The sequence below is a fragment of the Patescibacteria group bacterium genome (assembly GCA_041651155.1).
Classification (GTDB): domain Bacteria; phylum Patescibacteriota; class Patescibacteriia; order CAIXNZ01; family CAIXNZ01; genus JAPLYF01.
In genome coordinates this window covers 29,240-55,490 of sequence record JBAZJU010000003.1, presented here as the reverse complement: position 1 = coordinate 55,490, position 26,251 = coordinate 29,240, and the positions used below count along the sequence as shown (strand labels likewise).

Annotated in this window: 25 protein-coding genes; 15 read left to right on the top strand and 10 right to left on the bottom strand. The window is 36.4% G+C overall.

The genetic code is table 11. The features are described 5' to 3' along the window. Positions 1–2: 2 nt before the first annotated feature. The 7 genes from rplM to WC460_03255 all read left to right on the top strand — a co-directional run bounded on the left by rplM (position 3) and on the right by WC460_03255 (position 8,197). Complete coding sequence (rplM, locus tag WC460_03285; protein MFA5188359.1) at positions 3–377, top strand: 50S ribosomal protein L13; 375 nt, start codon at positions 3–5, stop codon at positions 375–377. Positions 378–379: 2 nt separating this feature from the next. Further along, positions 380–799 carry a 30S ribosomal protein S9 gene (rpsI, locus tag WC460_03280; GenBank protein ID MFA5188358.1) on the top strand — a complete coding sequence of 140 codons (420 nt, stop codon included), beginning with the start codon at positions 380–382 and terminating at the stop codon, positions 797–799. Positions 800–1,000: 201 nt separating this feature from the next. Then, entirely contained in the window at positions 1,001–2,476 is a 1,476-nt protein-coding gene (locus WC460_03275; GenBank protein ID MFA5188357.1) for a flippase, read from the top strand. Beyond that, positions 2,473–3,585, top strand: coding sequence for a glycosyltransferase family 4 protein (locus WC460_03270; GenBank protein ID MFA5188356.1), 1,113 nt, complete (start codon positions 2,473–2,475; stop codon positions 3,583–3,585). Before WC460_03275 ends, WC460_03270 begins: the two co-directional genes overlap by 4 nt. A 147-nt stretch (positions 3,586–3,732) precedes the next feature. Then, positions 3,733–4,923: a glycosyltransferase gene (locus WC460_03265; protein ID MFA5188355.1), complete on the top strand. Its 1,191-nt coding sequence runs from the start codon at positions 3,733–3,735 to the stop codon at positions 4,921–4,923. A gap of 156 nt (positions 4,924–5,079) precedes the next feature. Beyond that, positions 5,080–5,949 (top strand): glycosyltransferase family 2 protein, encoded by an 870-nt coding sequence (locus WC460_03260; protein MFA5188354.1) that lies wholly within the window; start codon positions 5,080–5,082, stop codon positions 5,947–5,949. Positions 5,950–6,055: 106 nt separating this feature from the next. Next, positions 6,056–8,197, top strand: coding sequence for a cyclic nucleotide-binding domain-containing protein (locus tag WC460_03255; GenBank protein MFA5188353.1), 2,142 nt, complete (start codon positions 6,056–6,058; stop codon positions 8,195–8,197). Between the two features lie 44 nt (positions 8,198–8,241). Here the strand turns inward: WC460_03255 and WC460_03250 are convergent, their stop codons facing one another. From WC460_03250 to WC460_03240, 3 genes are read right to left on the bottom strand one after another with little or no spacing between them, the layout of a single operon-like run. Beyond that, positions 8,242–9,315 (bottom strand): radical SAM protein, encoded by a 1,074-nt coding sequence (locus WC460_03250; protein ID MFA5188352.1) that lies wholly within the window; start codon positions 9,313–9,315, stop codon positions 8,242–8,244. Next, a complete protein-coding gene (locus WC460_03245) occupies positions 9,305–9,889 on the bottom strand; it encodes a hypothetical protein (GenBank protein MFA5188351.1) in 585 nt (194 codons plus the stop codon). The genes WC460_03250 and WC460_03245 overlap by 11 nt, the downstream gene beginning before the upstream one ends. After that, on the bottom strand, positions 9,886–10,884 hold the full coding sequence (locus WC460_03240; protein ID MFA5188350.1) for a radical SAM/SPASM domain-containing protein: 999 nt from the start codon (positions 10,882–10,884) through the stop codon (positions 9,886–9,888). The genes WC460_03245 and WC460_03240 overlap by 4 nt, the downstream gene beginning before the upstream one ends. Before the next feature lie 167 nt (positions 10,885–11,051). On the opposite strand from WC460_03240, the gene WC460_03235 reads away from it, so the two are divergent. Further along, positions 11,052–12,035, top strand: coding sequence for a hypothetical protein (locus WC460_03235; protein ID MFA5188349.1), 984 nt, complete (start codon positions 11,052–11,054; stop codon positions 12,033–12,035). A gap of 1,178 nt (positions 12,036–13,213) precedes the next feature. Here WC460_03235 and WC460_03230 read toward each other — a convergent pair. After that, a complete protein-coding gene (locus WC460_03230) occupies positions 13,214–13,627 on the bottom strand; it encodes a hypothetical protein (GenBank protein MFA5188348.1) in 414 nt (137 codons plus the stop codon). 83 nt (positions 13,628–13,710) lie between these two features. Between WC460_03230 and WC460_03225 the strand changes: the two genes are divergently transcribed. The 5 genes from WC460_03225 to WC460_03205 all read left to right on the top strand — a co-directional run bounded on the left by WC460_03225 (position 13,711) and on the right by WC460_03205 (position 18,301). After that, the gene (locus WC460_03225; protein MFA5188347.1) at positions 13,711–15,348 is read left to right on the top strand and encodes an O-antigen ligase family protein; all 1,638 of its coding nucleotides are present in this window, start codon (positions 13,711–13,713) and stop codon (positions 15,346–15,348) included. A gap of 234 nt (positions 15,349–15,582) precedes the next feature. Next, the gene (locus tag WC460_03220) at positions 15,583–15,831 is read left to right on the top strand and encodes a hypothetical protein (GenBank protein MFA5188346.1); all 249 of its coding nucleotides are present in this window, start codon (positions 15,583–15,585) and stop codon (positions 15,829–15,831) included. A gap of 150 nt (positions 15,832–15,981) precedes the next feature. Beyond that, positions 15,982–17,229, top strand: a complete 1,248-nt coding sequence (locus WC460_03215) for a DNA polymerase IV (protein ID MFA5188345.1) — start codon at positions 15,982–15,984, stop codon at positions 17,227–17,229. Positions 17,230–17,428: 199 nt separating this feature from the next. Next, entirely contained in the window at positions 17,429–17,617 is a 189-nt protein-coding gene (locus tag WC460_03210) for a CxxC-x17-CxxC domain-containing protein (protein MFA5188344.1), read from the top strand. Positions 17,618–17,830: 213 nt separating this feature from the next. After that, on the top strand, positions 17,831–18,301 hold the full coding sequence (locus WC460_03205; protein MFA5188343.1) for a hypothetical protein: 471 nt from the start codon (positions 17,831–17,833) through the stop codon (positions 18,299–18,301). Between the two features lie 63 nt (positions 18,302–18,364). On the opposite strand, the gene fmt is transcribed toward WC460_03205, so the two are convergent. Both fmt and def read right to left on the bottom strand, forming a co-directional pair. Next, on the bottom strand, positions 18,365–19,312 hold the full coding sequence (gene fmt, locus WC460_03200; GenBank protein ID MFA5188342.1) for a methionyl-tRNA formyltransferase: 948 nt from the start codon (positions 19,310–19,312) through the stop codon (positions 18,365–18,367). 185 nt (positions 19,313–19,497) lie between these two features. Continuing rightward, positions 19,498–19,953 carry a peptide deformylase gene (def, locus tag WC460_03195; protein ID MFA5188341.1) on the bottom strand — a complete coding sequence of 152 codons (456 nt, stop codon included), beginning with the start codon at positions 19,951–19,953 and terminating at the stop codon, positions 19,498–19,500. 81 nt (positions 19,954–20,034) lie between these two features. On the opposite strand from def, the gene WC460_03190 reads away from it, so the two are divergent. Next, on the top strand, positions 20,035–20,568 hold the full coding sequence (locus WC460_03190; protein ID MFA5188340.1) for an NYN domain-containing protein: 534 nt from the start codon (positions 20,035–20,037) through the stop codon (positions 20,566–20,568). A gap of 40 nt (positions 20,569–20,608) precedes the next feature. On the opposite strand, the gene priA is transcribed toward WC460_03190, so the two are convergent. Then, positions 20,609–22,516 (bottom strand): primosomal protein N', encoded by a 1,908-nt coding sequence (gene priA, locus WC460_03185; protein ID MFA5188339.1) that lies wholly within the window; start codon positions 22,514–22,516, stop codon positions 20,609–20,611. Next, positions 22,506–23,021, bottom strand: coding sequence for an AmmeMemoRadiSam system protein A (gene amrA / locus WC460_03180; protein MFA5188338.1), 516 nt, complete (start codon positions 23,019–23,021; stop codon positions 22,506–22,508). The genes priA and amrA overlap by 11 nt, the downstream gene beginning before the upstream one ends. A 111-nt stretch (positions 23,022–23,132) precedes the next feature. On the opposite strand from amrA, the gene WC460_03175 reads away from it, so the two are divergent. Next, positions 23,133–23,672 carry a hypothetical protein gene (locus WC460_03175; protein ID MFA5188337.1) on the top strand — a complete coding sequence of 180 codons (540 nt, stop codon included), beginning with the start codon at positions 23,133–23,135 and terminating at the stop codon, positions 23,670–23,672. 107 nt (positions 23,673–23,779) lie between these two features. On the opposite strand, the gene amrB is transcribed toward WC460_03175, so the two are convergent. Continuing rightward, entirely contained in the window at positions 23,780–24,568 is a 789-nt protein-coding gene (gene amrB, locus WC460_03170) for an AmmeMemoRadiSam system protein B (GenBank protein ID MFA5188336.1), read from the bottom strand. 168 nt (positions 24,569–24,736) lie between these two features. Beyond that, positions 24,737–26,140 (bottom strand): hypothetical protein, encoded by a 1,404-nt coding sequence (locus WC460_03165; protein ID MFA5188335.1) that lies wholly within the window; start codon positions 26,138–26,140, stop codon positions 24,737–24,739. Positions 26,141–26,251 lie beyond the last annotated feature (111 nt).

The window sequence follows — 26,251 nt, the reverse complement described above, 5'->3', positions numbered from 1 at the left end:
TTATGAAAACTACAAATGTAAACATTAAAATTGAAAGAAAAACCATTCCTCTTGATGCTTCAAATCAATCAGTCGGCCGTTTAGCGACAAAGATTGCCCTGCTCTTGAGAGGCAAGGGTAAGGTTAATTTTAGCCCTCAAATTGATAATGGAGATTTTGTAAATGTTACAAATATTAATAACTTAAAATTTACAGGCAAGAAAAAAGAACAAAAGACATATTATAGACATTCCCAGTATCCAGGCGGCATAAAAAAAATCCCCATTAAAAAGTGGCTAAAAGACAATCCGGGTAAAATACTGCGAAACGCAGTTTATAAAATGCTGCCCAAAACCAGACTTAGAGAAGCGATGATTAAAAGATTGACTATTAAATAAATATGCCAGAAAAAATCATTCCAAAAACTAAAGAAAAATATATTTATGCGGTAGGCAAGCGCAAACGCGCTATTGCCCAGATTAGGTTGATTCCTAAGGGCAAAGGTGAAATCATGATTAATAATAAAAAGTCAGAACAATATTTGCCTGACTATGAATTGCAGGAAATTATCCTGGCGCCTTTAAGATTAGTTGATTTGGATAAAAAAGTAGATATTTCAGTAATTGTCAGAGGCGGCGGTAAAAAGGGTCAGGCTGAAGCAATCAGGCATGGTATCGCCAGAACTATTCAAATATACAATGAAGACACTCATAAAACGCTTAAAGTCGCAGGATATCTCAAAAGAGATGCTCGGATTAAAGAAAGAAAGAAGCCTGGCTTAAAAAGAGCTAGAAAAAGCCCACAGTGGGCCAAGCGTTAAACCTCACAAAATTCTATATTTTTACAAAACAAAACACTCCATTTTATGGGGTGTTTTGTTATCTTTTAAAATTAAAGATTTTATGCTAAAATAAGCACAAGTTACGAATTTACTAATTTTAATACTAATTAGTATCATTAGTAAAATATTAGTATATTAGTATCATTATAAACGTTTATTAGCGCAATAAATAGAAAATAAATGCAACAAAATATTGCCAAAAATACAACTTTATTAACTAGCGCCTATATTTTCCAGAAAATATTTGCTTTTATTTATTTTACCTTAATCGCCAGATTTCTTGGCGCCGATAATATCGGGCTATATGTTTTTGCCATATCCTTTACTACTATTTTGTCTGTTTTTATTGATTTCGGTTTAACTCAGGTCTTAATCAGGGAATCTGCCAAAGACAAAAATAAGGCAAATGAATATTTAAATAATGTATTATCAATTAAAATTTTATTAGCAGTCCTGACATATTTAGCCGCAATTGTAATAATTAACCTCTTAAATAAGTCACAAATTACCTTAACAATGGTTTATTTGGCAGGCGTGATTATGATTATTGATTCTTTTACCCTTAGCTTTTGGGCAATTTTCCGCGCTTATCAAAATTTAAAATACGAGGCGATAAGCATTACTATAAACCAACTTTTAATTGTCTTGGTTGGCTTAATTGGTGTTTTTTTAAAATTTCCCCTCTACATCTTAGTTTTTGCGCTTTTGGCCGGCAGTTCTTTCAGCTTTATATATTCTTTCATTTTATTAAAGGTTAAATTACATTTTAAATTTAGTTTCCAGTGGAATAAAAGCATTGTAAAGTTATTATTAAAAATTGCTTTTCCTTTTGCCCTGGCCGCGATTTTTACCAGAGTCTACACATTTATAGACCAAGTTTTACTGTCTATTTTAATCAGCGATCAAGCAGTAGGCTGGTATTCAGTGGCCTATAAAATAACTTATGCTTTTATCTTTTTACCGGCCTCTTTTGCTGCAGCTATTTATCCGGCCATGAGCGCTGCCTTTGCCAATGATCAGTCAAAGCTAAAAATAATTTTTGAAAAATCAATGTTTTTCTTAATTATTATCGCTTTACCGATTGCTTTTGGCCTGGGATCATTAGCTGACAAAATAATTTTAGGCCTGTATGGCTCTGGTTATCAACCATCTATTTTAACCTTAAAAATTTTGATTTTTGCAATCATTGCCTTATTCCTATCTTATCCGGTCGGCTCATTATTAAATGCCTGTGATAAACAAACTGTAAATACGACCAACATGGGAATTATCATGGTTATAGATATAATTCTTCATCTGATTTTAATTCCCAAATACCAGCAAATCGGCGCTTCAATCGCTACCTTAATCAGCCTGAGCCTGCTGTTTATTTTGAATTTAATTTGGGTTCCAAAAATAATTAAGTATGACTTTAAATTTCTTACTATTAAATCAATCAAAGCTCTTCTGGCATCAGTATTTATGGCAATATTTATAATTTACACCAAAGAGCATATAAATTTTATAATCCTAATTATTATAAGCGCTTTTATTTACACAATAATTCTTTATCTGCTTAAAGGCTTTGGCAAAGACGATCTAAAATATTTGTGGCAAGCTATTTTTAAAAAGAATGTAATTTTACCCCCGGAAGAAACTTTAGAAGAAAATGTATGAAAAAATCATTATTAATAACAATTGATTTCCCACCGCAAATTGGAGGCGTAGCAAATTATTTGGCTAATTTAAGCAAAAATTTTCCACCAGGCAATCTTTTAGTTTTAGCTAATAATCACGAGCAAAGCCAGCATTTTGATAACAAGCAGCCTTATAAAATTATCAGGGCACAATTATTATCTAAATATTTTTGGCCACGCTGGTTAAAAACATATTTGGCGGCTAAACCTATAATCAAAAAATCTAAAATTGAACAAATTGTAATTAGCCATATTTTACCAATGGGCTATATTGCGTTAATGCTTAAATTGCCATACATTGTTATTTTGCACGGCTATGACATAATGAATGCCCAAAAATCAAGCTGGAAAAAATACTGGGCAGTAAAAATATTAACTCAGGCCAAACATATTATTGTTAATAGCCATAATACAGAAAATCAAGTATTGAATTTGGGGATTAAACAAAATAAAATAACAATTGTCTATCCTTGTCCAAATTTACAACTTGAACAATTCAACGAACATGAAATGCAAATTATTAAAAATGAGCTGGATTTACATCATAAAAAAATACTGCTTTCTGTAGGTCGTTTAGTGCCCAGAAAAGGTTTTGATAAAGTTATTGAAGCATTACCAGAATTAACTAAGCAAATACCCAACTTAATCTATATAATTGTTGGCAATGGCCCTGACAGAGAAAGATTAGAAAAACTAGCCGAGGATTTAAAAGTCAGAGGGAATTTAATAATTGCTGAAGACATACCCAATTCAAATCTCCCTGCCTTTTATAGTTTAGCCAATATCTTTATCATGCCAGCGCGCCAAATAGGCGAAGACATAGAGGGCTTTGGTATTGTTTATCTGGAAGCTAATTTATTTGGCAAACCAGTGATTGCTGGCAAAAGCGGGGGAGCGGAAGACGCAGTCATAGATAACCAAACCGGAATTTTAGTGAACCCAGAAAGTGTCCAGGAAATTAACCAGGCAATTTTAAAGCTCTTTAACGACCCGGAGCTAGCGAACAAATTAGGTGTTCAGGGCAGACAACGCGTTTTATCTGAATTTAATTGGTATCAGCAAATCGACAAGCTCAAGAATATTATTTAGACGATTTAGTAAGACAATTGTAATATTGCTGTAAAACAATTGTCTTACAATATCTTACAATCGTTTTATTCCAAATTTACTAAAATACGCACAGTTAAAATAATGAGCATAATCAACCCACCCAAACTGAATATAATAATGTTCAACATGTCCAAATACAGCGACTGGCAAAAAGGAGTTGTCAATCGCAATTTCCATGTTTTACATAATTTAGTTAAACGAGATGAAATAAATAAAGTCATTACTGTAGATTTTCTGCCTTTTAACATTAAAAAAGCAATTAAAACTTACTTTTCAGATCAGATATTAAAGGATACAAGAGGAACAATTATTTATGGAGATTTGACTTCACAATGCTGGCAAATTTCCAGCAAAATTTTAGTTTATTCCACAATTGATTCTGTTTTAAATAAAAGTAGAATCATTACAGAACTAAATAAAATTATTGCCAAGGAAAACATGCAAAATAATCTAATTGCCTGGAATTATAATCCAATGTACATTGATTATTTTGACAATTTTAACCAAAAATTAAATATCTTTGATGCAGTTGATAATTGGTCAGAACATTCAAGTTATGAGGCGTACAAATCAAAATTAAAACAAAATTATCAAACAATCCAAGAAAAATCTGACTTAATTTTCACTGTTTCAGCCAATTTAAAAAAGGATTTATTTAATAATCAGGCCAATGTATCTTGGCTACCCAATGGAGTTGATTTAGAATATTTTCAAAGTGTATCCGAAGTTTCGCCCAAATTAATTAATATCCCAAAACAAATTATTGGATTTCTCGGAATATTGCAAGACAGAATTGATACTGAAATTTTGCTAAATTTAGCGAAAAATAATCAAGATAAATCCATTGTCTTAGCTGGTCCAGTTTGGCCAAACTTTCCCAAGGATAAATTTGAAGAGTATAAAAATATTCATTTCTTAGGACCAATAAAATATGAAGATATTCCAGCGCTTTATAATGGCTTTGATGTGGGCATTATTCCTTATAAAATTAATGATTTTATCAAATCAACTGATCCCATGAAGTTTTATGAATATCTAGCTGCTGGCTTACCAATAGTTTCAACTTATATACCAGGGATTGAACGCTTTGGCAATTTGATTAAAGTCGCCAAATCGCCAGAAGAATTTAATAATTTTGTTAACCAAGCCTTAAAAGAGGAAAAGGGATTAGCGCCGGAAAAATTTGAAATGTTAAAGAATAATACTTGGCAAATTAGGGTAGGGGAAATGTTGGAGTTAATTAATGAAAAACTTACCCCCACTGTCATTCAGAGCGTCAGCCCCGAAGGGGCAAGCGAAGAATCCTTGAATCCATAAATCCTTGCCTTTTCTTCGGCCTGTTGGGGTCTCTGAATGACAAAGGGCGTTCGGCTCGCCCCCCCCGTCATTCAGAGCGGACTAGCAACAAAAAATCATTTCCTACACAACCACTTTAATAGCGAAGAATCCTTAACTACACAAAATTTTTATACTATGCAACTATCAATCATCATCGTCTCTTGGAATGTTAAGGACTTGCTCAGAAAGTGTTTACAATCAATCATTGATAAAACACAAGGTTTAGAATTTGAGGTTTTTGTGGTTGATAATGCTTCCAAAGATGCCTCAGCGTTAATGGTGGCATCACAATTTCCTCAAGTTAATTTAATTGCCTCCAACGAAAACCTGGGTTTTGCCAATGCAAATAATTTGGCCTTAGAACACACCCAAGGAAAATATGTATTATTTTTAAATCCAGATACTGAATTAATAGAAAATAGTTTTAAAGTAATGTTTGATCTCATGGCACAGGATGAAAAAATTGCTCTCTCAACTTGCCAGTTAATTTATCCTGATGGCACATTACAAAAAAATATTAAAAATAATCCTAATCTCTGCGACCAACTTTTAATTCTTTTAAAACTCCATCATTTTTTTCAAACCAAATGTTTAAATAGATATTTAGCCAAAAATTTTATTTATGAAAAAGAACAGGAAGTTAAACAGATCATGGGAGCTTTTATGTTTGCCAGAACAGGAGTAATTAAAGAAATTGGCGGGTTTGATCCTGATTATTTTATCTGGTGGGAGGATCTGGATTTATGCATGAAAATTCAGGATTTAGGCTTGAAAATTATTTATACGCCAAAAACAAAAATTATTCATCACGAAGCTAAAAGTTTTGCCCAGCAAATGAGCTTAGAAAAACAGAAACGATTTAATAGGGGAATGGCAATTTATTTTAAAAAACATGTGGGATTATTAAGTTGTTTGGTTGTAAAGTTGTTAAGTTGCTTCAGTTTAAGCTTAGCCTGGTTATCACAAATATTCAAAATCAAACCCAAACCGCAGTCAAAAATTTAACCTATAGGGAGCTAAGAGATTAGCTCCTTTTTTAATAAAATATTGACAAAAATATCGAAAAATGTTAAGCTAAAATGTTCCTTAAATTTAAGAGAGGAGGAAGAAAATGGAACAAAAATTGTTTGAATTAATGCCCGGTTGTCAGATTTATGACTGGAGAATTATGCTTGGCTGCCCTTCAGAGGTGGTCAAACTTCTCAAAAAGATGGGAAAAACAGTCCCAAACAGGATTGTCCTGCCCTCGACTTTTTTCCGGCATGGAATCAACCAGGCAGCACTGGAATTTCCACTTTATGATTTTCTTTTCGTCTACGGCGGATTTTTCAAAGGTGAAAAACTGGCCGTGATCGGCGAAAAAAAACAGCTGGAAAGGATCAAGAACATTTTGCGCCTGACCTTGCTGGGAATCAATAAGCAGGAGGCTGATCAGTTCGGTATCAGCGATGAAGAATATGAGCGCATTTCCAAGATATCTGATTATCTGGCGCTTCATAACAAAAACAGTTCAATTGCCACGCTCGACGACATGATTAATTTCATACCGTTTGATGCAAAAGGCAAAGTGGAAATTGACGGTATGCTAGTTACCAAGCGCGCGGAAAATGTTTTCCAGATCACAGATCAGGACGAAGGATATTTCGCTGACATCAACCTGAACAATCCTCAAACACCGCCTTTACCGCTTATCACTCCGGAAAATTTGCCCAAGAGATCAATCCTGGGCGCCATGGCCCTGAGCCAATGCACGTCGGGTTTTGATCCCAGCGACTACACTTCTGGGGTGATTATCTGGATAAATGGCCTGCCCATCATTGTTGATGGTGTAAGCTGGCTGAAAGAGCATTGCAGGGAATTTGGCATTAATCCTCACGAAATCGAGGCATTCCTGATTACCCACATTCACGACGACCACAATTCCATCCTGGATATGGTGGTCAATTCCAAAATGGCCAGCATTATGACAACCAAAACCGTTTTCGCTGGCTTTCTCCTGAAAACCGCTTACATTCTCGATCTGCCGGTTGATGTGGTTCAGCAATTCGTTAAGCTGATTGAAGTAAAAGTCAATGAACCTTTCAGTTGGTACGGCGCCGAATTCGATTTCTGGAATACGGTACACCCGATTCCAACGATCGGCTTCAAAGTCACAGTCAAAGGTAAAAGCATTGTCTATTCAGGCGATACTGCCTGGGGCAAGAAAATTCAGGAACTGGCAGAAAAGGGAATCATCGATGAACAAACTAGGGCTTGCGTCCAAGGCATTCCCACAATAGATTGCGATCTGATGTTTCTTGATGGCGGTGGAGGCACAATCCATCCGCTGACAGACGAACTTGCTCAATTACCCAGCGAGGTAAAAAAACGGCTTGTCCTGACTCACAGCGCCAAATTAACACCTGAGCTCAGCCAGCAATTTTGCACGCCCAAGACAGGTCAAATTTGGGAACTTATCCCCCAGGACACGGCCTTGGAAGCCATGAATACGCTATTTCGAGTGCCATTGTTCTACGGCATAGAACCGCAATGGATTTCCGTGCTTTTGTCTAGCGGAAAGATCGAAGAATTCCCAGCTGGCAGCGTAATTTTGGAACAAGGTAGCCCGGGCAAAGAGTTTTATGTCATTTTAGGTGGAACTGCCTTGGTCATCATTGACAATGAAGAATTCACCCAGCTGTCTAGCGGCGATTTCTTTGGAGAACTTTCCGTCACAAAAAATTGCCCTTGCACAGCCACTATTAAAGCCAGAAGTCCTTTACGGGTCTTAGCAATTCCCAAGGAAATTTCCAACCGGATACTCAAAGAACCACTTTTGGCTAAGAGATTGGCAAAAACACATAAGTATCGGCCCATTATCATGGACATTGCCCTTTTCAGGGGTCTGGATGCCCCATCCTATATTCAAATCTCCCAGGAGATTCAGGAAGAACTTCATGAACCAGACACTTATATCGTAACTCAGGGCGAAAGAGGCGATGATTTTTACATCATTACCGAAGGCAAAGCCAAAGTCATGTTAGAGGAAAACGGCGGCGTTCGCGAAATAGCCACTCTTTTCCCGGGACAATACTTTGGGGAAATGGCACTTTTACAAGATGGCATTAGAACAGCCAATGTCGTTGCCATTGATCGAGTCAGAACCCTGAAATTAAACCGTAAGGATTTTGACAACCTGATAAAAAATTCACCGCATGTGCGCTGTCGACTGATAATTATGGCTACGCAGCGTAAAAGTGAACAAGTAAAATAAATAATACAATTATAAAAGAGTCCCACGAGGGACTCTTTTTTCTTTTATTTAGGGTGTACGATTGTCGTACACAAATATTCACTGTGAACTTTATTTGTCTTAATCACTTTTATATCTCCTGGATTGATGTCGACTTCAACCTTGTTGTAAATCGGGCAAAAATCATCAGGGAGATCTAGTCCGCCAGAATGTAAAACAGCTCTGGAAGCACAGCCGCCTTGGCATTTGGGATAGTAGCGGCAATCATGGCAAAAGGGCACATCCCTTGCTCTTAACTTGGCAAAGGGCTGACTCTGGTAAATTTCTTCCACTGATTGTTCCAGCAAAGAACCAGCTGACCATTCAGGGCCGCCCAAAAAGGTACAAGGCGCGACCAGACCATTGGACTGAATGCGGCAGGAAGCCCGACCGCAATTACAGCCCGGGCGTTCAATTTCTTGGCCAAACATACCTTGCAGTATTGGTTCAGACAAATCTTCAAAGATCGCATGCTTACTCAGCAGTTTTATAATCTGCCAGAATCTTGGCGCCAAAATGCGCAGATCGGATTTGCCACGACCTTTTTGCCTAAACCAGCTACAGCGCCAAGAAGTGCCATATTTACTGGCCAGCTCCAGAAAATCCATAATATCTTCGTCTCTTGTTTTGCTGGTAATGCAGGTGACGATTGAGGTCTCAATGCGGGCCTCCCGGCAAATTTGCAGGGACTGCATGGACCATTGCCAGGCCTTGGGATGGCGCCTCATTTCATTGTGTTTTTCCGGATTGGGAAAATCAATGGAAATGTCTATGTCATGAAACAAGCGCTTGAGCCGCTCATGTCCCAGCAGAATAATGGTTGTGCCATTGCTGGTCACGGCCTGTTCAATGCGGGGATAGCATGAGGCAATATACTCGGCGAGATTTGTGACATGAGGATTAAATATGAATTCGCCAGTGCCGTAATTAATAGATCGTATCACATGACAAAGTTTGTCAGCGGCGATCTTTAATTCAAGAAAACTGTATTCTCTGGCTTTTTTACAAGCCGCGGAATAACAGGTGCGACATTTCATATTGCAGATGCCAAAACCCCAGCCGATATTTTTAAGCTTAATTTCTTGATTTTCAGCTGTCATTGATTGGTCCTCCAATCTTCTCGGAAATTGTTAAGGCCAAATTATTTGAATCTTTCCCAGAGATGTTAATTACGTTTTGATAATTTTCCAGGGATTGATACAAATAACCTCTTTCCTGATTAATCATTTGGGGATTGGCCAGATAGAGCTGATGGAATTGATTCGGCTCTTCATTTCTTAAGCGCCTGAGCGCTTCCTCAGTGTTTACGTCCACGAGGAAAATCTGGTCAGGAAAAACCAGTAATTTCAGGAATATTTTTCCCAATAGCCGGTTATACCATTTTTGCGCGGTATAAAAAGCCATGATTGAAAAAAAATAACGATCATGCAGGACAATCTTGCCGGTTTTCAAAGCTGGCCTGACAATTAACAGATTGGTGATTAACAATTCCATTAAAAGCAGGGGGCTTGAAGGATGACGCCGGGCAAAACGTCCCCACGAAGTATTTTTGTCACCTTGCCCTTTGCAATAAAGCCAATCGGGCTGTAACTTTAAAATAAGTCGAATCAGAGACGTCTTGCCGGCAGCATTTATGCCTTCAAAAATAATTAGTTTTCCTCTTGTTCTTTTCATCTGGTTAATTCCTTGAGATTGAATTTTTTGCACAAGCAGACAAATGAATATTTGTTGCTCGCAATTTTACCTCGCAGTTGCGGATAATTGACGCAGCCACCCCAGTCCTTAAATAAGGGCTGAGTTTGTTGCTCAAAATATTTCTGGAGTTGTGTCTCGTTTTCCCAGATTTGCCGCAAACTTTGCTCATGGAGATTGGCCAATGGTTTTTGATGCGCGCACATAATGGCGCAAGGGAAGACATTGCCATCAGGCAAAATCTGCAAATGCCATGGTCTTTCCATGTAGCAATGAGTATCGATTTTTCTGGTGAATTCTGACTCAATGATCGGCGTCTCCATGGAGATTTCGATCTTATTGTAAAATTCAATCAGTAGTTGCCTGATCACCTGCATCCATTTGAGCGGATCAGCGATATTGGCAGTGAAACAATCACCTCGGCCAATGGGACTGAAATAATAGAAGCCCTGTTCGCGCGCGCCCAAGACAACGGCCAAACGGGTGATTGCCGTCAGATCATGCAGATTGGAATCAAAGACAACCGTATTGACTTTGGTGTAAAAGCCAGACCTCGCGGCCAGTTCAATGTTTTTAAGGATTTTTTTGTAAATCTTTTCTGCCACAGGCCGGATTTGGCTGTAGAATTTGTACTTGGATCCATCCAAGCTGATCGCTATGCCATCAAGACCGAGGTCTTTGTAGCGCTTCAATTTTTCTTCATCAAGCAGAGAGCCATTTGTCACTAATTCAGTTTTAAACCCCAGATATTTGCAGAGCTCAACGATCTGAAAACAATCTTGGCGCATTGTGGCTTCACCGCCAGTGATGTCAATTCTGCGACCGCCCAATTCCTTGAATTCAGTCAAAACAGATTGAATCATGGCAAAAGGCAGTTCTGTCAAATTAACTTCGCCAGAACGAAAACAGCAGTGTTTGCAACGAAAATTGCACCTATTAGTAACATTAAAATCAAGTTTAATGACTTTTCTTTCCATTATTTTTCTCCTTTCAAATTTTCAATGAGCGAATACTAAACTATAGCATAGTTTAGTAAAAAGTCAAGTGGTTATTTACCTGATGCGACAAATTGGTTTAGCTTGACAAAATCAATATTATGCGCTAAATTTAGATATTAAATTGGTTATTTGACAAGGAGGCAATCATGAGCGAAAAATTCAGATTTCTCTCTGGCATGAGGCCAACTGGCTTTATCCATTTGAAACATTTAATGGTCATAGACCAATGGCTTGGGCTGGAAAAAAGATACGATTGTTTTTTCGGCATCTACAATAGTTTAGCCCTGACGACTGCCAAAGCAGATAATTTAATCCAGGATACATTAACAATATTCAAATCCTGGCTGTGCGCTGGTTTAAACTATGAGCAAAGCACAATCTTTGCCCAATCCATGGTGCCTGAGCATGCCCAAATGTTTCAAATGCTTTTACAGGCAACACCTGTTCACATTTTGCAAAAAGCCATTGTATCCAAAAGGAAAAAGCAGGACAAAGAAATAATCAATGCCGGAATTCTAAGCTATCCGCTCCAGGAACTTGCAGACGTACTCATTTTTGAGGCGCCATTTGTAACCTCAAGTATTCCTGGCAATGTGGAATTAACGCACAAGATTATCCGTAATCTGTGCCATAATTTAAAGCTGGATGTGAGCGAGTTTATTTTTCCTCAGGTGATCATTCCGCCAGTCCCGCCCATACCTGGCTTTGATGGGAAAAGAACCAGCAGTCAGCGCCAAAATTTTATCTGTCCAACTGATGGTCTTGAATTGATCAGAAAAAAAGTTTTCAAAATGCCGACAGATGACACGCGATTGGGCCTTAATTATCCTGGCAATCCAAAAAAGTGCTGCGTTTACGCTTATTATGTTTTGCCCAAAATTAAGGACATGGCCAGCCAGGAAAAAATCCACCAGCAGTGCCAGGCCGGAACATTAAGCTGCACACAATGCAAAGAAATCCTGACTACTTCACTTTGGCAATATTTCACTCCATACCGAGAAAAGGAAAGGGAATTCAAGCTGACTGAAAAAGACCTGCGCCAAATGCTCAGAGAAAGTTCAGCCAGAGCCAGCAATCATGCCAAGGAATTCCTGAAAAAATATCAGGAATTATTCCAAATGGCTATTTAATAAATAAGGGTATTCGCTTCAGAATACCCTTTTAAATTACCTAAAATATTGCTATTATAAAAAGCAGTTATGAATTACTTTAAATAAAAAACCCGGTCAGTTGACTGGGTAATTAGCAAATCAGTTGAGATGAGTAAGGCAACTGGACTTCCAGCCGAGATTGAGCCCTTACTTGAGGAATGGGCGTCCCTCGCCTCCACACTCCGTGTCAAAGGCATTCTCCACCTCAACTGACTATTAGCGGTTAGGGAAGGTAGGATAACAAAGGGTACCCTTTGCCGAGAATAACATTACTTTCTAGTTGTAAGATTTCGTGTTCTTTCCTACCTGAATTGTGAGGGACTTTTGCCATCACCCCCAAAAATCCATTCAGCAGCATACTTTCGGCGATACTGTTTTCCTTTTACTTAGGACTCTCTTCCCTAACACAAATATAGCTTAACAAAAATTATAAAAATGTCAAGTATCGTACCTAAAAATTTAAAAAAGAAAACACCCTGCCAGAATTGACAGGGTGGAATATTCGCCAGAGATTAAGGCATAATAATGCAATGCAGAACTTGATAAGGTCAAGGAACATCGAGTGTGCTAACCAGTTTGCACTCAGCAAAGAGCTGAGCCCATAGTTAAGGCACCATTATTTGAAACAATTCCTAAACTGGATCCTTATTTAGGAATTCTTTCGTTGCTCTACCTTAATCTCATAAAAATATCTTAACAAAATATAATTAATTTGTCAATAGTTTAATTAAATTTTCAAAATCAAACCCAAACCCCAGTCAAAAATTTAAAAATAAAAAACCCTGCCAGAATAGCAAGGTTAAATGATAAATAAATCGGCTCTTTGACATCTTCTTTCTTTACAGAATTGATGCCTTTTCCCCAATAAGTACTCTCAGGAAAAGCCGCAAACCTTCGAGTTTCTGGGAAAAAAATTTTAATGCAGCCAGGTGATGCACGCTTATATCTTAAGACTGCGTGATTGCAGACTTTTCCAAACCAATTTGAAATGGATTGGAGTAGGATATTAGCGTTATGCGCTTCAACGAACTGTATATACAGCCCTCCCAACCGCATTATTACACTATCATATATTTAAAAAAATGTCAATACATACACAAAAAAACACCCCGCCAGAATTGACAGGGTGTAACACAATTTTTGTGTACAAGTTGGTCTTATTGACCATAAGTTATTTCAATCTTTTCACCTTTTATGAGGCGAAAATTCTTGACGAACGGAGTCACAGACCCATTCACTTCGATGATTGTGGCGGAATAATCGCCATCTGTACCAAAATAAGCACCGAAACAGTTAGAATGCAGAAAGTATCTATCAATTACAAGACCTCTTTGTGAAAGGCCAAATGGATAGAAGCGAATTTCCACTTCTACTATTTTGGGGGAGTGATTTGTGGTCACTACCTTGCCGGCTTGTTCTGCCCAGGTCGGAGAAGAAACGTCTTGAGGAAAAGCAGGTGTTGCAGCAATGCTGATGCCAGGTTCGAAAACGCTTTTGTTCATGCTTGCGCAAGCGGTGGTGGTTAGCAAAAGGACGATCATGCCCAATACCAAACAAATTAACTTTTTCATTTTCTTTCCTTTCAAAGATTATATCTGCCAGGTTCCGAAATGAACCTAGACTAATGCAGTTATAATAACACATTTCAATAAAAATGTCAATAGATACACCTGAAAAAATCTTAAATATAAATATTATAAAGCTAATTTTAGCCATTTTTTTCATTGAATTACTTTCCTTAATCAGCTTTAAATCAGCATTTCTATCTTCTATATTCTTAATTCTTATCTCAATCGCAGTTCTTTTATTTACCTTGTATAAGCTAGAATATGGTCTTTATATTGCTTTAATTGAACTAATGATAGGTTCTTATGGGTATTTGTTCTACTTGCAATTACCTGGCTTTAAAGCGCCGATTCGTCTAGCAATATTCTTAATTGTCTTTTTGGTCTGGTTATTAAAATATTGTTTTATACCCTGCTTTAGCAGGCCTAAAACTTGCCCACTTCCGCCGTCGCTTACGCTATGGCGGACAAGAAAGTGGGGTATAAATAAGATAAAAAAGGATCGCCTAATCCAAAACTTTATTTTATTAATTGCCTTCCTCGGGATTGGGTTTATCAATGGACTATTACACCATAATGGTCTGGCAAACACTTTTTTTGATTTTAACGGTTATCTGTATTTCGGTCTCTTTTTTGTTTTCCTGGAAGTTTTTAAAAATGAAAAGCAAGTTATTAATTTTCTAAAAATTTTAATCGCCTCAATAACTTATGTCTCCTTAAAAGTATTTGTAACCTTATACTTCTTTTCTCATGGATTTCTAAATACATCGGATCTGCTTTACCACTGGATTCGCGATACCAGGGTAGGGGAGATTACTTATGCCGGGGCTAATTTTTTTAGAATATTTTTCCAGTCGCAGATATGGAGCTTGATTGGAATTTTTATTATTTTTTCCCTAATTTTATTACTCCTCCACCGAAGAAGCGATTCGTTTACCCCTTCGGGGCCAATCGCTTCTTCGGTTCCGAGAAAACAATTTGTCTGGTCCATTATTATGATAATCATACTTGAAACCTCAATCTTAATCTCTTTTTCCCGCACCTTTTGGCTCAGTGCCATTGTCGGATTTATTGCTCTCTTTGCTTATTTGATTTTTAAAGAAAAATTACGGCTCAAAAAATTGGCACAAATTATGGGAATTATTCTTTCTTCCCTGATTATCAACATCTTGTTGTTTTTCTCTATCGCCAATTTCCCAATCCCCAAACCTTCCTCAGAATTAGCATTTTCTTTACTTAAAACACGCTTTACTGCCTTTTTTGGTGAAGCAGGAGTATCTAGCCGTTGGAACCAATTGCCGGTTTTAATTGAACAAATTAAAAAAGCGCCTCTTTTAGGCACTGGCTTTGGCACTAGTTTAACATACAAATCAGATGATCCGCGCATTAAAAATGATTCAAATCCCGAGGGCTGGTACACAACTTACACTTTTGAATGGGGGTATTTGGATACGGTAACGGAAATTGGGTTTATTGGTTTGTTTGTTTATTTGTTTTTAATAGGACAAATACTTTATTTGGGCATTCATTCAAGGCTCGGCCTTAAACAAACTGTCATAAATTCAAATATAAATGAAATTAATTCAAGGCCGAGCCTTATACGAATTGGCTTCCTGATTGGCTTAATTGTCTTGATGACTGTAAACATGTTCAGCCCGTATTTAAACCATCCCTTGGGAATAGGCTATTTAATGCTCTGTGCAGCCATATTTAGACAAAAAAATTAGCCGATAAATAAAATTCTATTTGTATTGATAATACTATCAAGGCCAATAACCTTGATTTTTTATTGCCTTCGGTTTCTGTTCGGGGTATAATAACTTAAAATGACAAATACCCAATAAATAATAACAAAATAAATTCAAAACTCAAATAATTAATTTTAAAACGTTTTATCATTTAAATTTAGTATTTTGTTATTTTTTTGATATTTGGTATTTGTCATTTGTTATTCAATCCTTATGCCCTTACTTAAGTTAAACGACCCGATTGAGGTTATAGTTATCTTTACTAAAAGGGGTCCTAAACCCTATGCTTTAAAGTGGACCAAAAAGAAATATATTATTGAGAAAATTAATCTGGTTTATGAAAAAAGGACAGGGGATGGCAAACTGGTTTATTTTTCAGTCACTAGCCAAAACAACTTTTTCAAGCTGGTTTTTGATACTAATAATTTAACCTGGCATTTGGAGGAGGTTTACAGTGAATGACAAATGATTAATTTCTAATTTTTAATCAATGACTAAATGTTATAATGATTTAATTTAGGCATTAAAACATTAAAAAAATTAATTAATAATTAGTCATTAAAAATTTAAAATTAAAACGAAATTTAATTATTAAAAAAATAAAATATAATCATGGCCAATTTCATCCTCCACATTGATATGAATTCCTATTTTGCCTCTGTTGAACAGCAGGCCAATCCTTTTTATCGCGGAAAGCCTGTTGGTGTCTGCGCGTATTTGAGTCCCAAGGGCTGTATTATTGCCTCATCCAAAGAAGCCAAAAAAGTGGGCATTAAAACCGGCTGTCTGGTTTCAGAAGCCAAAAAGCTTTATACCAAAGTTATTTTAGTTGAAAACGAACCAGCCAAATATAGATCAACTACTGAAAAGATATTTAAAATCTTAAGCGACTATACTGAACGGATTGAACCTTATAGCATTGACGAAGCTTTTTTGGATTTAACAGGCTATATTAAAAATTGGCAGCAAGTAGAAAAAATCGCCACAGAAATTAAAAATAGGATTAAAAAAGAAGTAGGAGATTGGCTAACTTGCTCAATCGGAATTTCCTGGACGCGCTTTTTGGCCAAATTTGGTTCTGATATTTGCGAGAAAGATAATTACTTGCTGATTGATTCTATTAAAAAAATGGAGCTAATATTTTCCCAGGTTAAAATAACTGAAGCCTGGGGCATTAAACAAAGAATGGAAAGACGTTTAAACCAGCTGGGCATTTATACTTTGCTGGATTTAAAAAATTTCCCAGTTGCTAATATAATGCAGGCTCTGGGCAAACCAGGTTATTATCTCTGGGCCAATGCTAATGGAGTGGAAATTGAAGGAGTGAGAACAGAGGAGGAAATTTTACCAAAATCAATTGGCCATTCATACTGTATTCCCAAACAAACCAATGATTTAAAATATCTTAGCGCTGTTTTAATGAAACTCTGTGAAAAAACCGGCCGGCGTTTAAGAGAATCTGGCTTAGAAGCCCGGGGCATTTGCAGCGGCTATAGTTTAAAATACGGCGGTGGCTTTTTTAAAAGCCATAAAACAGCGGAAACCTTATTTACCACTGAAGAAATATTTCAGGCTGCTTACAGCCTTATTTTGCAAAATCCGCCCAAAACCAAGGTCTACATGCTGGCTGTGTCAGTTACCCGCCTCCAGTCGCTAACTGGCCAATTAAACTTATTCTACAAGGCAAAAGATAAAAATCTAAGCATAGCACTAGACCGAATAAATGATAAATTTGGCGAATATACGGTCTTTTGTGGCCGAATGTGGGGGTTGGGTGATCAAGCGCATGATAGAATAGGCTTTAGAAAATCAGTAGCTATGCAGGATAAACCAGAGCTTACCCATTATGAAACAGAATAGCGCTTCTTGACAGAAACTTTAAAATAGAGTATACTAGAACTATTAAAACTTTGGTTAGTTTAACTTCAAAAACTTAGATCAATTAAATTAGAGATAAGTCAGAAAGTTAAGTCCTTGGATCCGCACCGCGGATAAGTCGACTAGGCAAAAACCAAATAATTAATTAAACGACCTTGTTTACAAGGGACTTAAACTAAATATGGCTTATTCTAATTTTCGTGATGATAACCAAGCTCCTAGACCAATGTTTGATGTAACTGATATGGGTTTGAAATGCGCTGAATGTGGTGTTGATATTACTTCACTTCCATTCAAACCATCTCCAGACCGACCAGTTTATTGCAGAGATTGCAATAGAAACAGACGCAAAAGTTTTCGCAGATTTTAATCATCTATACGATACCAAAAACACTCTAACATACGTTGGGGTGTTTTTGATTTCCTTGGCACGTCGTTTTGCGAACGACGTGCCTTGACAATTTTATAAAATCTATTTAAGATACCAATGTATCATCGGCAGAGGAGGCCTGGAGTAATTTAGCTCCCTTAATAAGGTCTAAAAGTCCCCCGGGCCTCCTAAAAATTCTATAAGGAGGAAAAAATGCCGTTTGTTGAAAGCCCATTAAGCAAAGGAATGCGCCGCCACATTCGCCGTCAAAAGGCAGCTGACAGGAAAGCTGGCAAGCCTGGAAAAAATTATCGGCCAGATTTTTATGACTTTCCATTATCTGTAAACTGCCCAACTTGCCAATCTAGTTTTGAAGATTCCCACCCTTTTATTAAAAAAACTATTCAGGGCAGCAAAAAAATCAGGCGTTGCAAAAAATGCAAAACTTTCTACCGTACCACAGGAAAAGAAGCTGGAAGCAAGGGTTTGGCAAATAGCCGAATAAGTGTTCAATTGAATTTGCCTGATTATTATGAGATTCCTTCTGCGTATGAAGGCGGTTATGGCTGGTCATGCCCACACTGTGGGCAAATTACTCGTGTCAAAAGCAAAATAACCATTGACACAAAACAAGGTAAACGTGATGTTTACAAATGCCAGAGCTGCAAAAATATTTCTCGCTAAAATTGAGAAAATTTGCGCTATAAAAACCGACTTTCAGAAGTCGGTTTTATATTAATTAAAATGTTAAATTAAAGTGGCGCCAATAATACCCGGGTACCCATTTAAAAATTCCTTGGCTGTCATGGGCTTTTTACCTTCCAGCTGAAGTTCTAAAATTTCTAAAGCATTTTGACCGCAATAAACTCCCAGACCATTATTAAGTTTAAAAACCTCGCCAACCTCGCCAGCCTTATCAACTTCATAAATTTTTGACTTTAAAATCTTCAATTTTTTAGAATTCCAATTAGCCCAGGTTCCCGGCCAAGGATTTAAAGCCCGCACCTGACGCTCAATTTCAAGCGCAGATTTTTGCCAATTAATCTGGCCATCTTCTTTAGAAATTAATTTACAATAAGTTGCCTGGCTGTCATCTTGTTTTTGAGGTCTAATTTCCTTATCTAACCATTTAGGCAAAGTTTCCATTAATAATTTTGTACCCAAGACTGAAAGTTTAGCATGTAAAGATTCGGAAGTTTCCTCAGGCATTATTTTGACCTTTTCCTGAGTTAAAATGTCGCCTTCATCCATTTTTTCATTAACCAACATAATAGTCACGCCAGTTTCTTTGTCACCATTTAAAATCGCTGCTTGAATAGGGGAAGCACCGCGATATTTTGGTAAAAGCGAAGCATGGACATTAATTACTTTATATTTAGGCATGTCTAAAATTTCTTTTGGCAAAATTAAACCATAGGCAGCAATAATAATTAAATCAGGCTCTAATGCTTTTACTTTTTGAATAAATCCTGTATTACCCTTTATTTTATCTGGTTGTAAAACATCAATCTGATTTGCCAAAGCAATTTGTTTTATCGGAGAAGCTGTTAAAATTTGTTTACGCCCGACTTTTTTATCAGGCTGTGTTACGACAGCCATAACATTATAATTTTCAATTAAAACATTTAAAATAGGCGCGCTAAACTCCGGCGTACCCATAAAAATTACTTTAATTTTCTTTAAATCTATTGACATTTATTTAAATATTATGCTAAGTTTAAAATAGCTTTAAAAAGGAGGGTAAAATGATTTTGGGAATCTTAGCCGTAGCATTTATTATTATTGGACTTTTAGTCCTCTGGCGCTACAAAGCAAAAAAAGAATGGCACGACATGATGTTTGGCTAAAAGGAGTTTAAACAATGAGGTGATCGTATTTGATTACCTCTTTTTTTTATTTTCAAATTTATCAATTATCAAAACACCAGCCAAATGATCAACTTCATGTTGAATAACACGGGCAAATAAGCCTTCAGCCCTGAATTTAATGTCCTTGCCGTCTTGGTTTAAAGCTTTAACATAAATAACCTTAGAGCGTTTAACCAAGCCCCAGACACCCGGACAACTTAAACAACCTTCTTCTTCAGCTTCTTTTCTCAAAGATTTCCGGGTTATTTGTGGATTAATTAGAGCTAATGGCCCTTGTTCTGTGCTAATTACACATAAACGTATGCTTTGGCCGATTTGTGGCGCAGCCAAGCCAACACCCTTATTTTCTTTCATTGATTGCCCCATATCTAAAATAAGCTGCTTGATTGCAGGTGTAATTTTATTAATTTCTTGGGCTTTTTGCCGTAAAATTGGATTCGGCACTTTGATTAGCTTAAGGCTTGACATAAATAAAAAAATATAGTAAGATTGAATATTCTCTATTCTAGCATAGATAGGAGAAAATTTCAAGGGTGAAAGGAGACGAAGATGAGGCTAGCAATAGCGATTGACATGCCTAATTTTTCTGGCATGACCAGAGCCATTGGCCATAATATTGATTTAAAAGCATTTTTAAAGCATATTTCACATGGCAAAGGCAATAAAAAGGAAATTGTCATGGCCTATGTTTTTTACGATGCACCGCGTAATGCTCCTCAAAAAAACGATTTCCTTCATTTTTTGGAGGAGGAATTAAACTTTGAAATAATTTTTACACCGTATAAAAGTTACGCGCCTGCTTGCCCGATTGAAAAAACCGGCAAAAGCAGGACTGACAATTATATTTCTGTAAAAATGGCCGGGCATTTATACAAGAATGAATTTGATCATTTAATCTTGGTCTCGGGCGACTCTGATTATGAACCTCTTGTACGCGCCTGTCTGGGAGAAGGCAAAACGGTTGAGGTTTGGGCTACAAAATTTACCATGGCCAATGACATCAAGAGAATTGCAGAAATACATTTTTTTGAAGATCACAAACATATGCACATCAAGCAAAAACATCAAAAAAACGCTGCCTAAAAAAATACAGCCAAAACCCGTTTTCCAAAACGGGTTTTTTTTATAGCAGATTTTCCGGTTCAACATCAATTATCACATCCTCAGGCAAATCATTCAAAAAATCTAATTTCAGATCCAGCTCTAATAGCTTAATAATAATTTGCCAGCGAAAACGGCCGCGAACCTGCTGAGTATAAGCTAAAAGCGGGGGATTAATAATAACTTTATTTATATCAACTTTTGAAACTAATTCTCTATAGACTTTATTTATTTCTGCTTGGCCGCCGTTAAATTCAATGCTTTGGTAAATTAATTTTACTAGCTTTGCCACAGGCGGATAATGTAAATCTTGGCGTTCAGTAATTTCTTTTTTATAAAATGTTTTATAATCAAGCGCAGGCAAGTCATAAAAAATATAATTATCTGCTGAGAAAGTCTGAACCAAAAATTCTTTTTTGGGATCTGCCATAGATATTGCCAGTCCAGCTAAAAGATTAAATGTTTTTTCAGCACTGCGATAATCTGGCAAATAAAGCAACGTATCTGCATTTAAAGCGCAGGCTAAATTTATTTCCTTCCAATTTAAATAATCAAAGGCATATTGGGTGCCAATAATAATATCATAATCAGCAATCTTTTTATTATTCAAAGGGCTGTCAATGTCTAGTTTTAAAACTCTGGCTTGGGGAAACAATTTACTTATCTCTAATTCCACCTTGGCTGTGCCAGTCCCAGTAATTTTTATATTTGGGCTTTTGCACTGCGGACAAAATAGAAAAATATCTTGTTTATAATTGCAGTGATGGCAGACTAATTCTTTGCTAACCTGGCAAGTCAAAGGCAGTTTGCATGTGGGGCAGTTTGCCAAATATCCGCAATCTTTGCAGGACAAAACCGTGGCTAAACCTTTACGATTTAAAAATAAAAATATTCTTTGAGCGCGCTTTAGATTATACTCAATGCATTTTAAAAGTTCCTCGCTAAATATAGAATAATTACCTTTTTTAAATTCAATCTGTCGGTCTATTATTTTTATTTTTGGCCAGTCTTTTGGCTTATTGATTTCATAAAATTGCCATTCTTTAAGAGCGACGTTATGCAAACTAGCCATTGATGGGGTTCTGGCAGTAAAAATGACTTTTGCTATAATTAGTTTCTGTAATTTTAAGGCAATTGTTTTTACATTATAACGCGGATTAGGCTCTTCCTGCTTGTGATTTTCATTATCTTCTTCGTCAATAATAATTAAGTCTAAATTTTTAAATGGCGCAAAAATTGCGCTGCGCGTGCCTAAAATAATTTTTGCCTGGCTATTTTTAATCCTCAGCCATTCATAATAATATTTGTTTTTTGGCAAATCATTTAAAAACACGGAAACTTCTTCTTTAAAATCACCCAAATATTGATAAATTTTATTTAGTTCGTTTAGGGTCGGCGCAATAATTACAATCTGCTTATCTTGTTTTAAAACCTTTTTAATCAAAGCAAGATAAGCTCCAATTTTATCCTCAAATTTATAACAGCGTAACAAAATTGGTTTGGCAGAATTATAAAATTGTTCAAGCGCAATTTCTGATTTTGGCGCAGATAAAAAATTTAATTCTTGTAAAATTTTCTTACGACTTAATCTTACTTTTTTAGGAATTTCAGGAATCAGCATTTTCAAAATAGTAGCCATGGAAACAAAATAATATTGCGATAAATCTTTAATTAAAGTAATTTGCCAAGTGGCCAAAAGGGGAATAGGTTCAACTATTTTAGAAATCTGTTTTAACTTTATACTTTCATACTTTGAACTTTCTGCTAAACCTAAAATAACCCCTTTAACCATCTTGTTTCTAAAGGGGATTTCTACTAATTGTCCGACTTTTATTTCTGACCGTAGCTCCTCCGGGATAATATAGTCAAAAAAATTCAAGCTTCTTGTTAAGCGGACAAATGGTATTATTTGAGCTATTTTAGGCTTCATGTCTGGTAACTGTAAATTTATATACTAAAAAATTTTCTTTTGCAGGATCAATGCCGGCTTTTTCGCAAGCAATACTTATTTGCTCGTCAACTGTTTCAACTCCTTCCAAATCAGGCAAAAGCAACCCTTTTTTTCTGCCTGCTTCCACAATAACGCCATATTTTTTAGGGTTTAATTCTTTTATATCCTTAATTGCAACCGAGGGATTTAAAACATCAACAGAAATATTTAAATCCTCTAATTCTTTGGCTATTACAGGTTCAAAGCGGGGATCTTCTGTAGCTGACCAAATTGCGTTTTGTTTAATTTCCTCTGCAATATTTTTTTTAGTTGGCTCTAATGTGCCAATACAACCGCGCAATTTGCCATGGCGGTATAAAGTCACAAAAACTCCTGCTTTTTTGGTTAACATTTCTTTAGGCAAATTCAAAGATTCTAAATCGGCTTGCTTTACGCCAAAATGATTAAAAATAGTTTGTTGCGCTAATTGAATATAGGGATCCATAATCAAATTTTATCATTAAAATCTTTAAAATTCAATTGAAATTGACGAGACAAAATTACCGTGTTAAGCTAAGATAAAGTTAAAAAAAATAAATAGCCAAAGGAGGAAAAAATGGCTGGATCTGATCAAAAAGTAATAGGTAAAGTAAAATTAATAAGCCCAGATGGAAGAGAGGGCACCACCACCTACACCAAGGAACATTTAGAGGAATTAGCAACCAGGGAGAAAAACCAGCAAGAAAAGCAAGCAAAAGTCAGACAGATAATGAGGCCTTTGATTGCCAGCAAAGATCCGCTAGCGCTAATGCGGGGTATCCTGGAAATTTTTAATAAGATAGACCGGGATATCGGCAATCAAAGAAATGCTTATTATTTCTATTGCAAACAAGCGATAGAATTAATAATTAATAAACTTGGATATCAAATCACGGCGAGTGTTTATGTGGTCCTAGCAGAAACAAAGTTTGCCTCCAAACCACCAGACGCGATTGAAAACCTGAAAACATTTTTTCGAGAGCAATTTGCCAAGTCCATCGAATACATGCTTTCTGATCTGAATCCTAAAAAATTTTCGCTTGAAGAAATGCTTGAGCTTTCGGTCATAGCCGATAAACTCAAACCCAAGTGCAAAGCGATTTATTCGTCATCTTAAAACTTACAGAACTCTCCGCAGAGAGTTCTTTTTTTACTCCCAAATAAACGAAGGAGCGATTGGCCAATCGCTCCTTCGGTCGTGAAGACAAAATTATTTTTTATAAATTACACCAACTTAAAATTTGCCACTAGATAACCCACGCCAAAAGGCCCTTCATAAGACAAGACTTCAACATCATATTTATATTCTTCAATAATTCCCAATAAGATTAAAAATGAACGCAGACCGCATTCTGCCGCCTCCTCAATCAATTTATGGTCAAGATTTAAAATACCGCGCATATCCTTGCGTTTCAACAGGTTAACAAGCTTGGCATCAAATTCAGCTCCTTTGGGTGAATAGCCGGCAGGAGCGTCTTTGGTTAAAACATGGGACATATCACCGGAAGCAATAATTGCCACGCGTTTGTCGCTTTTGACAAGCTCTTTTTTCAAAAGCTGGCCAAATTGGAAATGCTTGTCATAATCAAGCAGGCTATAAGATAAGGGGATAATTTCAATATTTTTAAGATGCTTAGTCAGATAAAAAAGCGGCACGCCTGCGCCATGATCTAATTTATTCATACTTGATAATATCAGAGGAAATTGATTTTCAACCCTTTCTTTTAATTGTAAAACTAGCCTCGGGCTGCTTTTAAATTCTGCCTTAGTGGTAAAATCACCGAACTCCTCAAAATCAAGGTAATAACTTGAATTTAAATTTATGGAAAAGGCATCAGGAATTATTTCTCCATGAGGCGAGATAATCAAAATAACATCAGGCTTGGCAGCATATAAATCTTTTTCCAAATCTTTTAAGGCCTTGGCCGTATCTTTAATTTTATCCAAATTGTCCTTGCCGATATTAGGAATGAGAATTGGCGGATGGGGACAAATCGCGCTAAAAACAATCATACTTTTAAAATTACAAATGCCAAATATCAAATTACAAATAAATCTCAAGCGCTAAATACCAAAATCTTAACAATTTGCGATTTGTAATTTTGCAATTTATTTGGTATTTGGGATTTGATTATTGGCCTTCGCCAACCGTAGTTGGCTATGGCCAACAAAGGTTGGTTATTAATTAGTTGCTATTTTGGTATTGCCTACCAAGAGATCAAGATCTTCTCCCTGTGGATGCAAGCTAAAGACTTTGTCATTGACTGTTATAACTTCTGACCAGGTATAACCCAATTGATTAAAAGTATTTTCATTGCTAATCCAGCGTCGCTGGCCATTGGAAATCACATAAACTTTATTTTCTGCGGGTAATTTTACAAGCGTGCCGTCTCTCAATTTAACGCCATTTGCTGCTGTCACATATTTATCCAGTTCTTCAGGACTGACTTTAGTGACCTTATAACTCTTATTATAATTTATAGCTAAAATTTCTTTTGACCAGATCGGATATTTAATGCCGTCTTCAACATAATAAACTCCGCCTGTATTTTTATCTTGAAGCAATGCGCCTTGCGGATAAAGGCTATTTAAAGTAATTTGGCGGCCATCAGCATAATATGACAATTCTTCATCTGTCACCTCAATCACCTCATCTTCATTATAACCAATTTCGCGAAAAACTTCAGCTGATTCAATTTCCTTTTTTTCATTATTAACAATCAGGTAGATTTTGCCAGCCGGTGATTTCAACAGCGAATAATTGGCATATTTAATCGGATAGCCGATTTCATATCTTTGCAAATCATTTTTAGAAACCTCAGTAATTCTATTAGTGCCGAAACGGCTTGCTAACGCAGATTTTGACCAAAATTCACGGCGCTTGCCACCGGCAATTAACCAAACTTTATCACTGCCTGTTTGCTGAATTAATGTGCCATCCGGATAAATTTTAGAAAACCAGCGATTCCAGATATTCCAAAAATTATAATTGCCTTTCAAATGAGGAGTGTAAATATACAAATTGGCAGTGGCCTGGCTATAAGGAGAAACATTTTGGCCATCTATTGTGCATTGCTGCCCAATCTTATAATTAAATTCATTGGGATGATCATAATAATATCTGATGCGATAGGTAGCGCGATCAACCTGCGTGCCAAAGCCTTTAAACATAGCAATCTGGGGATCATCGGTTGAGCAGGAATCACAAACCGCATAGCCCATGGCCCAATCTAAATCGCGCTGCTTAGGCGTTGGGTTAGTTACTAAGCTTTGTTCTTTTTGCAAGGTAGCTAAAATCCATTTAGGATTAATTTTATATGTCTGGGCTGCATTATAAATAATTTCAGCTGCTGATCTGGTAATGCCAAAATTATCATTTGTGTTGTATGTTTTTAAAATACCTTTTTGATTATTTAAAAAATCCTGGATCGCATTCATATCCATGGTGCTATAATCCTGTAAATCCCCATCAGAAATAATATCATTAGGATCAAAATCAAAAGCTAAAGCTGGGTTTACGGCTAAAATAGGGGATAAAAGTAAACTTAAAAATAATAAAATTGTGCAAATTTTAGATTTTGTCATATTCTAATAATAGCATATAAAATCATTTATTTCAAATCAAAAACCGCCATAGTCTTGACAAAATCTTATAGATATGCTATGATGTTAATCATAAAGTGTGGAGAATCGAGT

Coding starts and splice junctions, on each gene's coding strand:
- rplM (MFA5188359.1), top strand. CDS start 3: ATGAAAACTACAAATGTAAACATTAAAATTGAAAGAAAAACCATTCCT.
- rpsI (MFA5188358.1), top strand. CDS start 380: ATGCCAGAAAAAATCATTCCAAAAACTAAAGAAAAATATATTTATGCG.
- WC460_03275 (MFA5188357.1), top strand. CDS start 1,001: ATGCAACAAAATATTGCCAAAAATACAACTTTATTAACTAGCGCCTAT.
- WC460_03270 (MFA5188356.1), top strand. CDS start 2,473: ATGAAAAAATCATTATTAATAACAATTGATTTCCCACCGCAAATTGGA.
- WC460_03265 (MFA5188355.1), top strand. CDS start 3,733: ATGTCCAAATACAGCGACTGGCAAAAAGGAGTTGTCAATCGCAATTTC.
- WC460_03260 (MFA5188354.1), top strand. CDS start 5,080: ATGCAACTATCAATCATCATCGTCTCTTGGAATGTTAAGGACTTGCTC.
- WC460_03255 (MFA5188353.1), top strand. CDS start 6,056: ATGGAACAAAAATTGTTTGAATTAATGCCCGGTTGTCAGATTTATGAC.
- WC460_03250 (MFA5188352.1), bottom strand. CDS start 9,315: ATGACAGCTGAAAATCAAGAAATTAAGCTTAAAAATATCGGCTGGGGT.
- WC460_03245 (MFA5188351.1), bottom strand. CDS start 9,889: ATGAAAAGAACAAGAGGAAAACTAATTATTTTTGAAGGCATAAATGCT.
- WC460_03240 (MFA5188350.1), bottom strand. CDS start 10,884: ATGGAAAGAAAAGTCATTAAACTTGATTTTAATGTTACTAATAGGTGC.
- WC460_03235 (MFA5188349.1), top strand. CDS start 11,052: ATGAGCGAAAAATTCAGATTTCTCTCTGGCATGAGGCCAACTGGCTTT.
- WC460_03230 (MFA5188348.1), bottom strand. CDS start 13,627: ATGAAAAAGTTAATTTGTTTGGTATTGGGCATGATCGTCCTTTTGCTA.
- WC460_03225 (MFA5188347.1), top strand. CDS start 13,711: ATGTCAATAGATACACCTGAAAAAATCTTAAATATAAATATTATAAAG.
- WC460_03220 (MFA5188346.1), top strand. CDS start 15,583: ATGCCCTTACTTAAGTTAAACGACCCGATTGAGGTTATAGTTATCTTT.
- WC460_03215 (MFA5188345.1), top strand. CDS start 15,982: ATGGCCAATTTCATCCTCCACATTGATATGAATTCCTATTTTGCCTCT.
- WC460_03210 (MFA5188344.1), top strand. CDS start 17,429: ATGGCTTATTCTAATTTTCGTGATGATAACCAAGCTCCTAGACCAATG.
- WC460_03205 (MFA5188343.1), top strand. CDS start 17,831: ATGCCGTTTGTTGAAAGCCCATTAAGCAAAGGAATGCGCCGCCACATT.
- fmt (MFA5188342.1), bottom strand. CDS start 19,312: ATGTCAATAGATTTAAAGAAAATTAAAGTAATTTTTATGGGTACGCCG.
- def (MFA5188341.1), bottom strand. CDS start 19,953: ATGTCAAGCCTTAAGCTAATCAAAGTGCCGAATCCAATTTTACGGCAA.
- WC460_03190 (MFA5188340.1), top strand. CDS start 20,035: ATGAGGCTAGCAATAGCGATTGACATGCCTAATTTTTCTGGCATGACC.
- priA (MFA5188339.1), bottom strand. CDS start 22,516: ATGAAGCCTAAAATAGCTCAAATAATACCATTTGTCCGCTTAACAAGA.
- amrA (MFA5188338.1), bottom strand. CDS start 23,021: ATGGATCCCTATATTCAATTAGCGCAACAAACTATTTTTAATCATTTT.
- WC460_03175 (MFA5188337.1), top strand. CDS start 23,133: ATGGCTGGATCTGATCAAAAAGTAATAGGTAAAGTAAAATTAATAAGC.
- amrB (MFA5188336.1), bottom strand. CDS start 24,568: ATGATTGTTTTTAGCGCGATTTGTCCCCATCCGCCAATTCTCATTCCT.
- WC460_03165 (MFA5188335.1), bottom strand. CDS start 26,140: ATGACAAAATCTAAAATTTGCACAATTTTATTATTTTTAAGTTTACTT.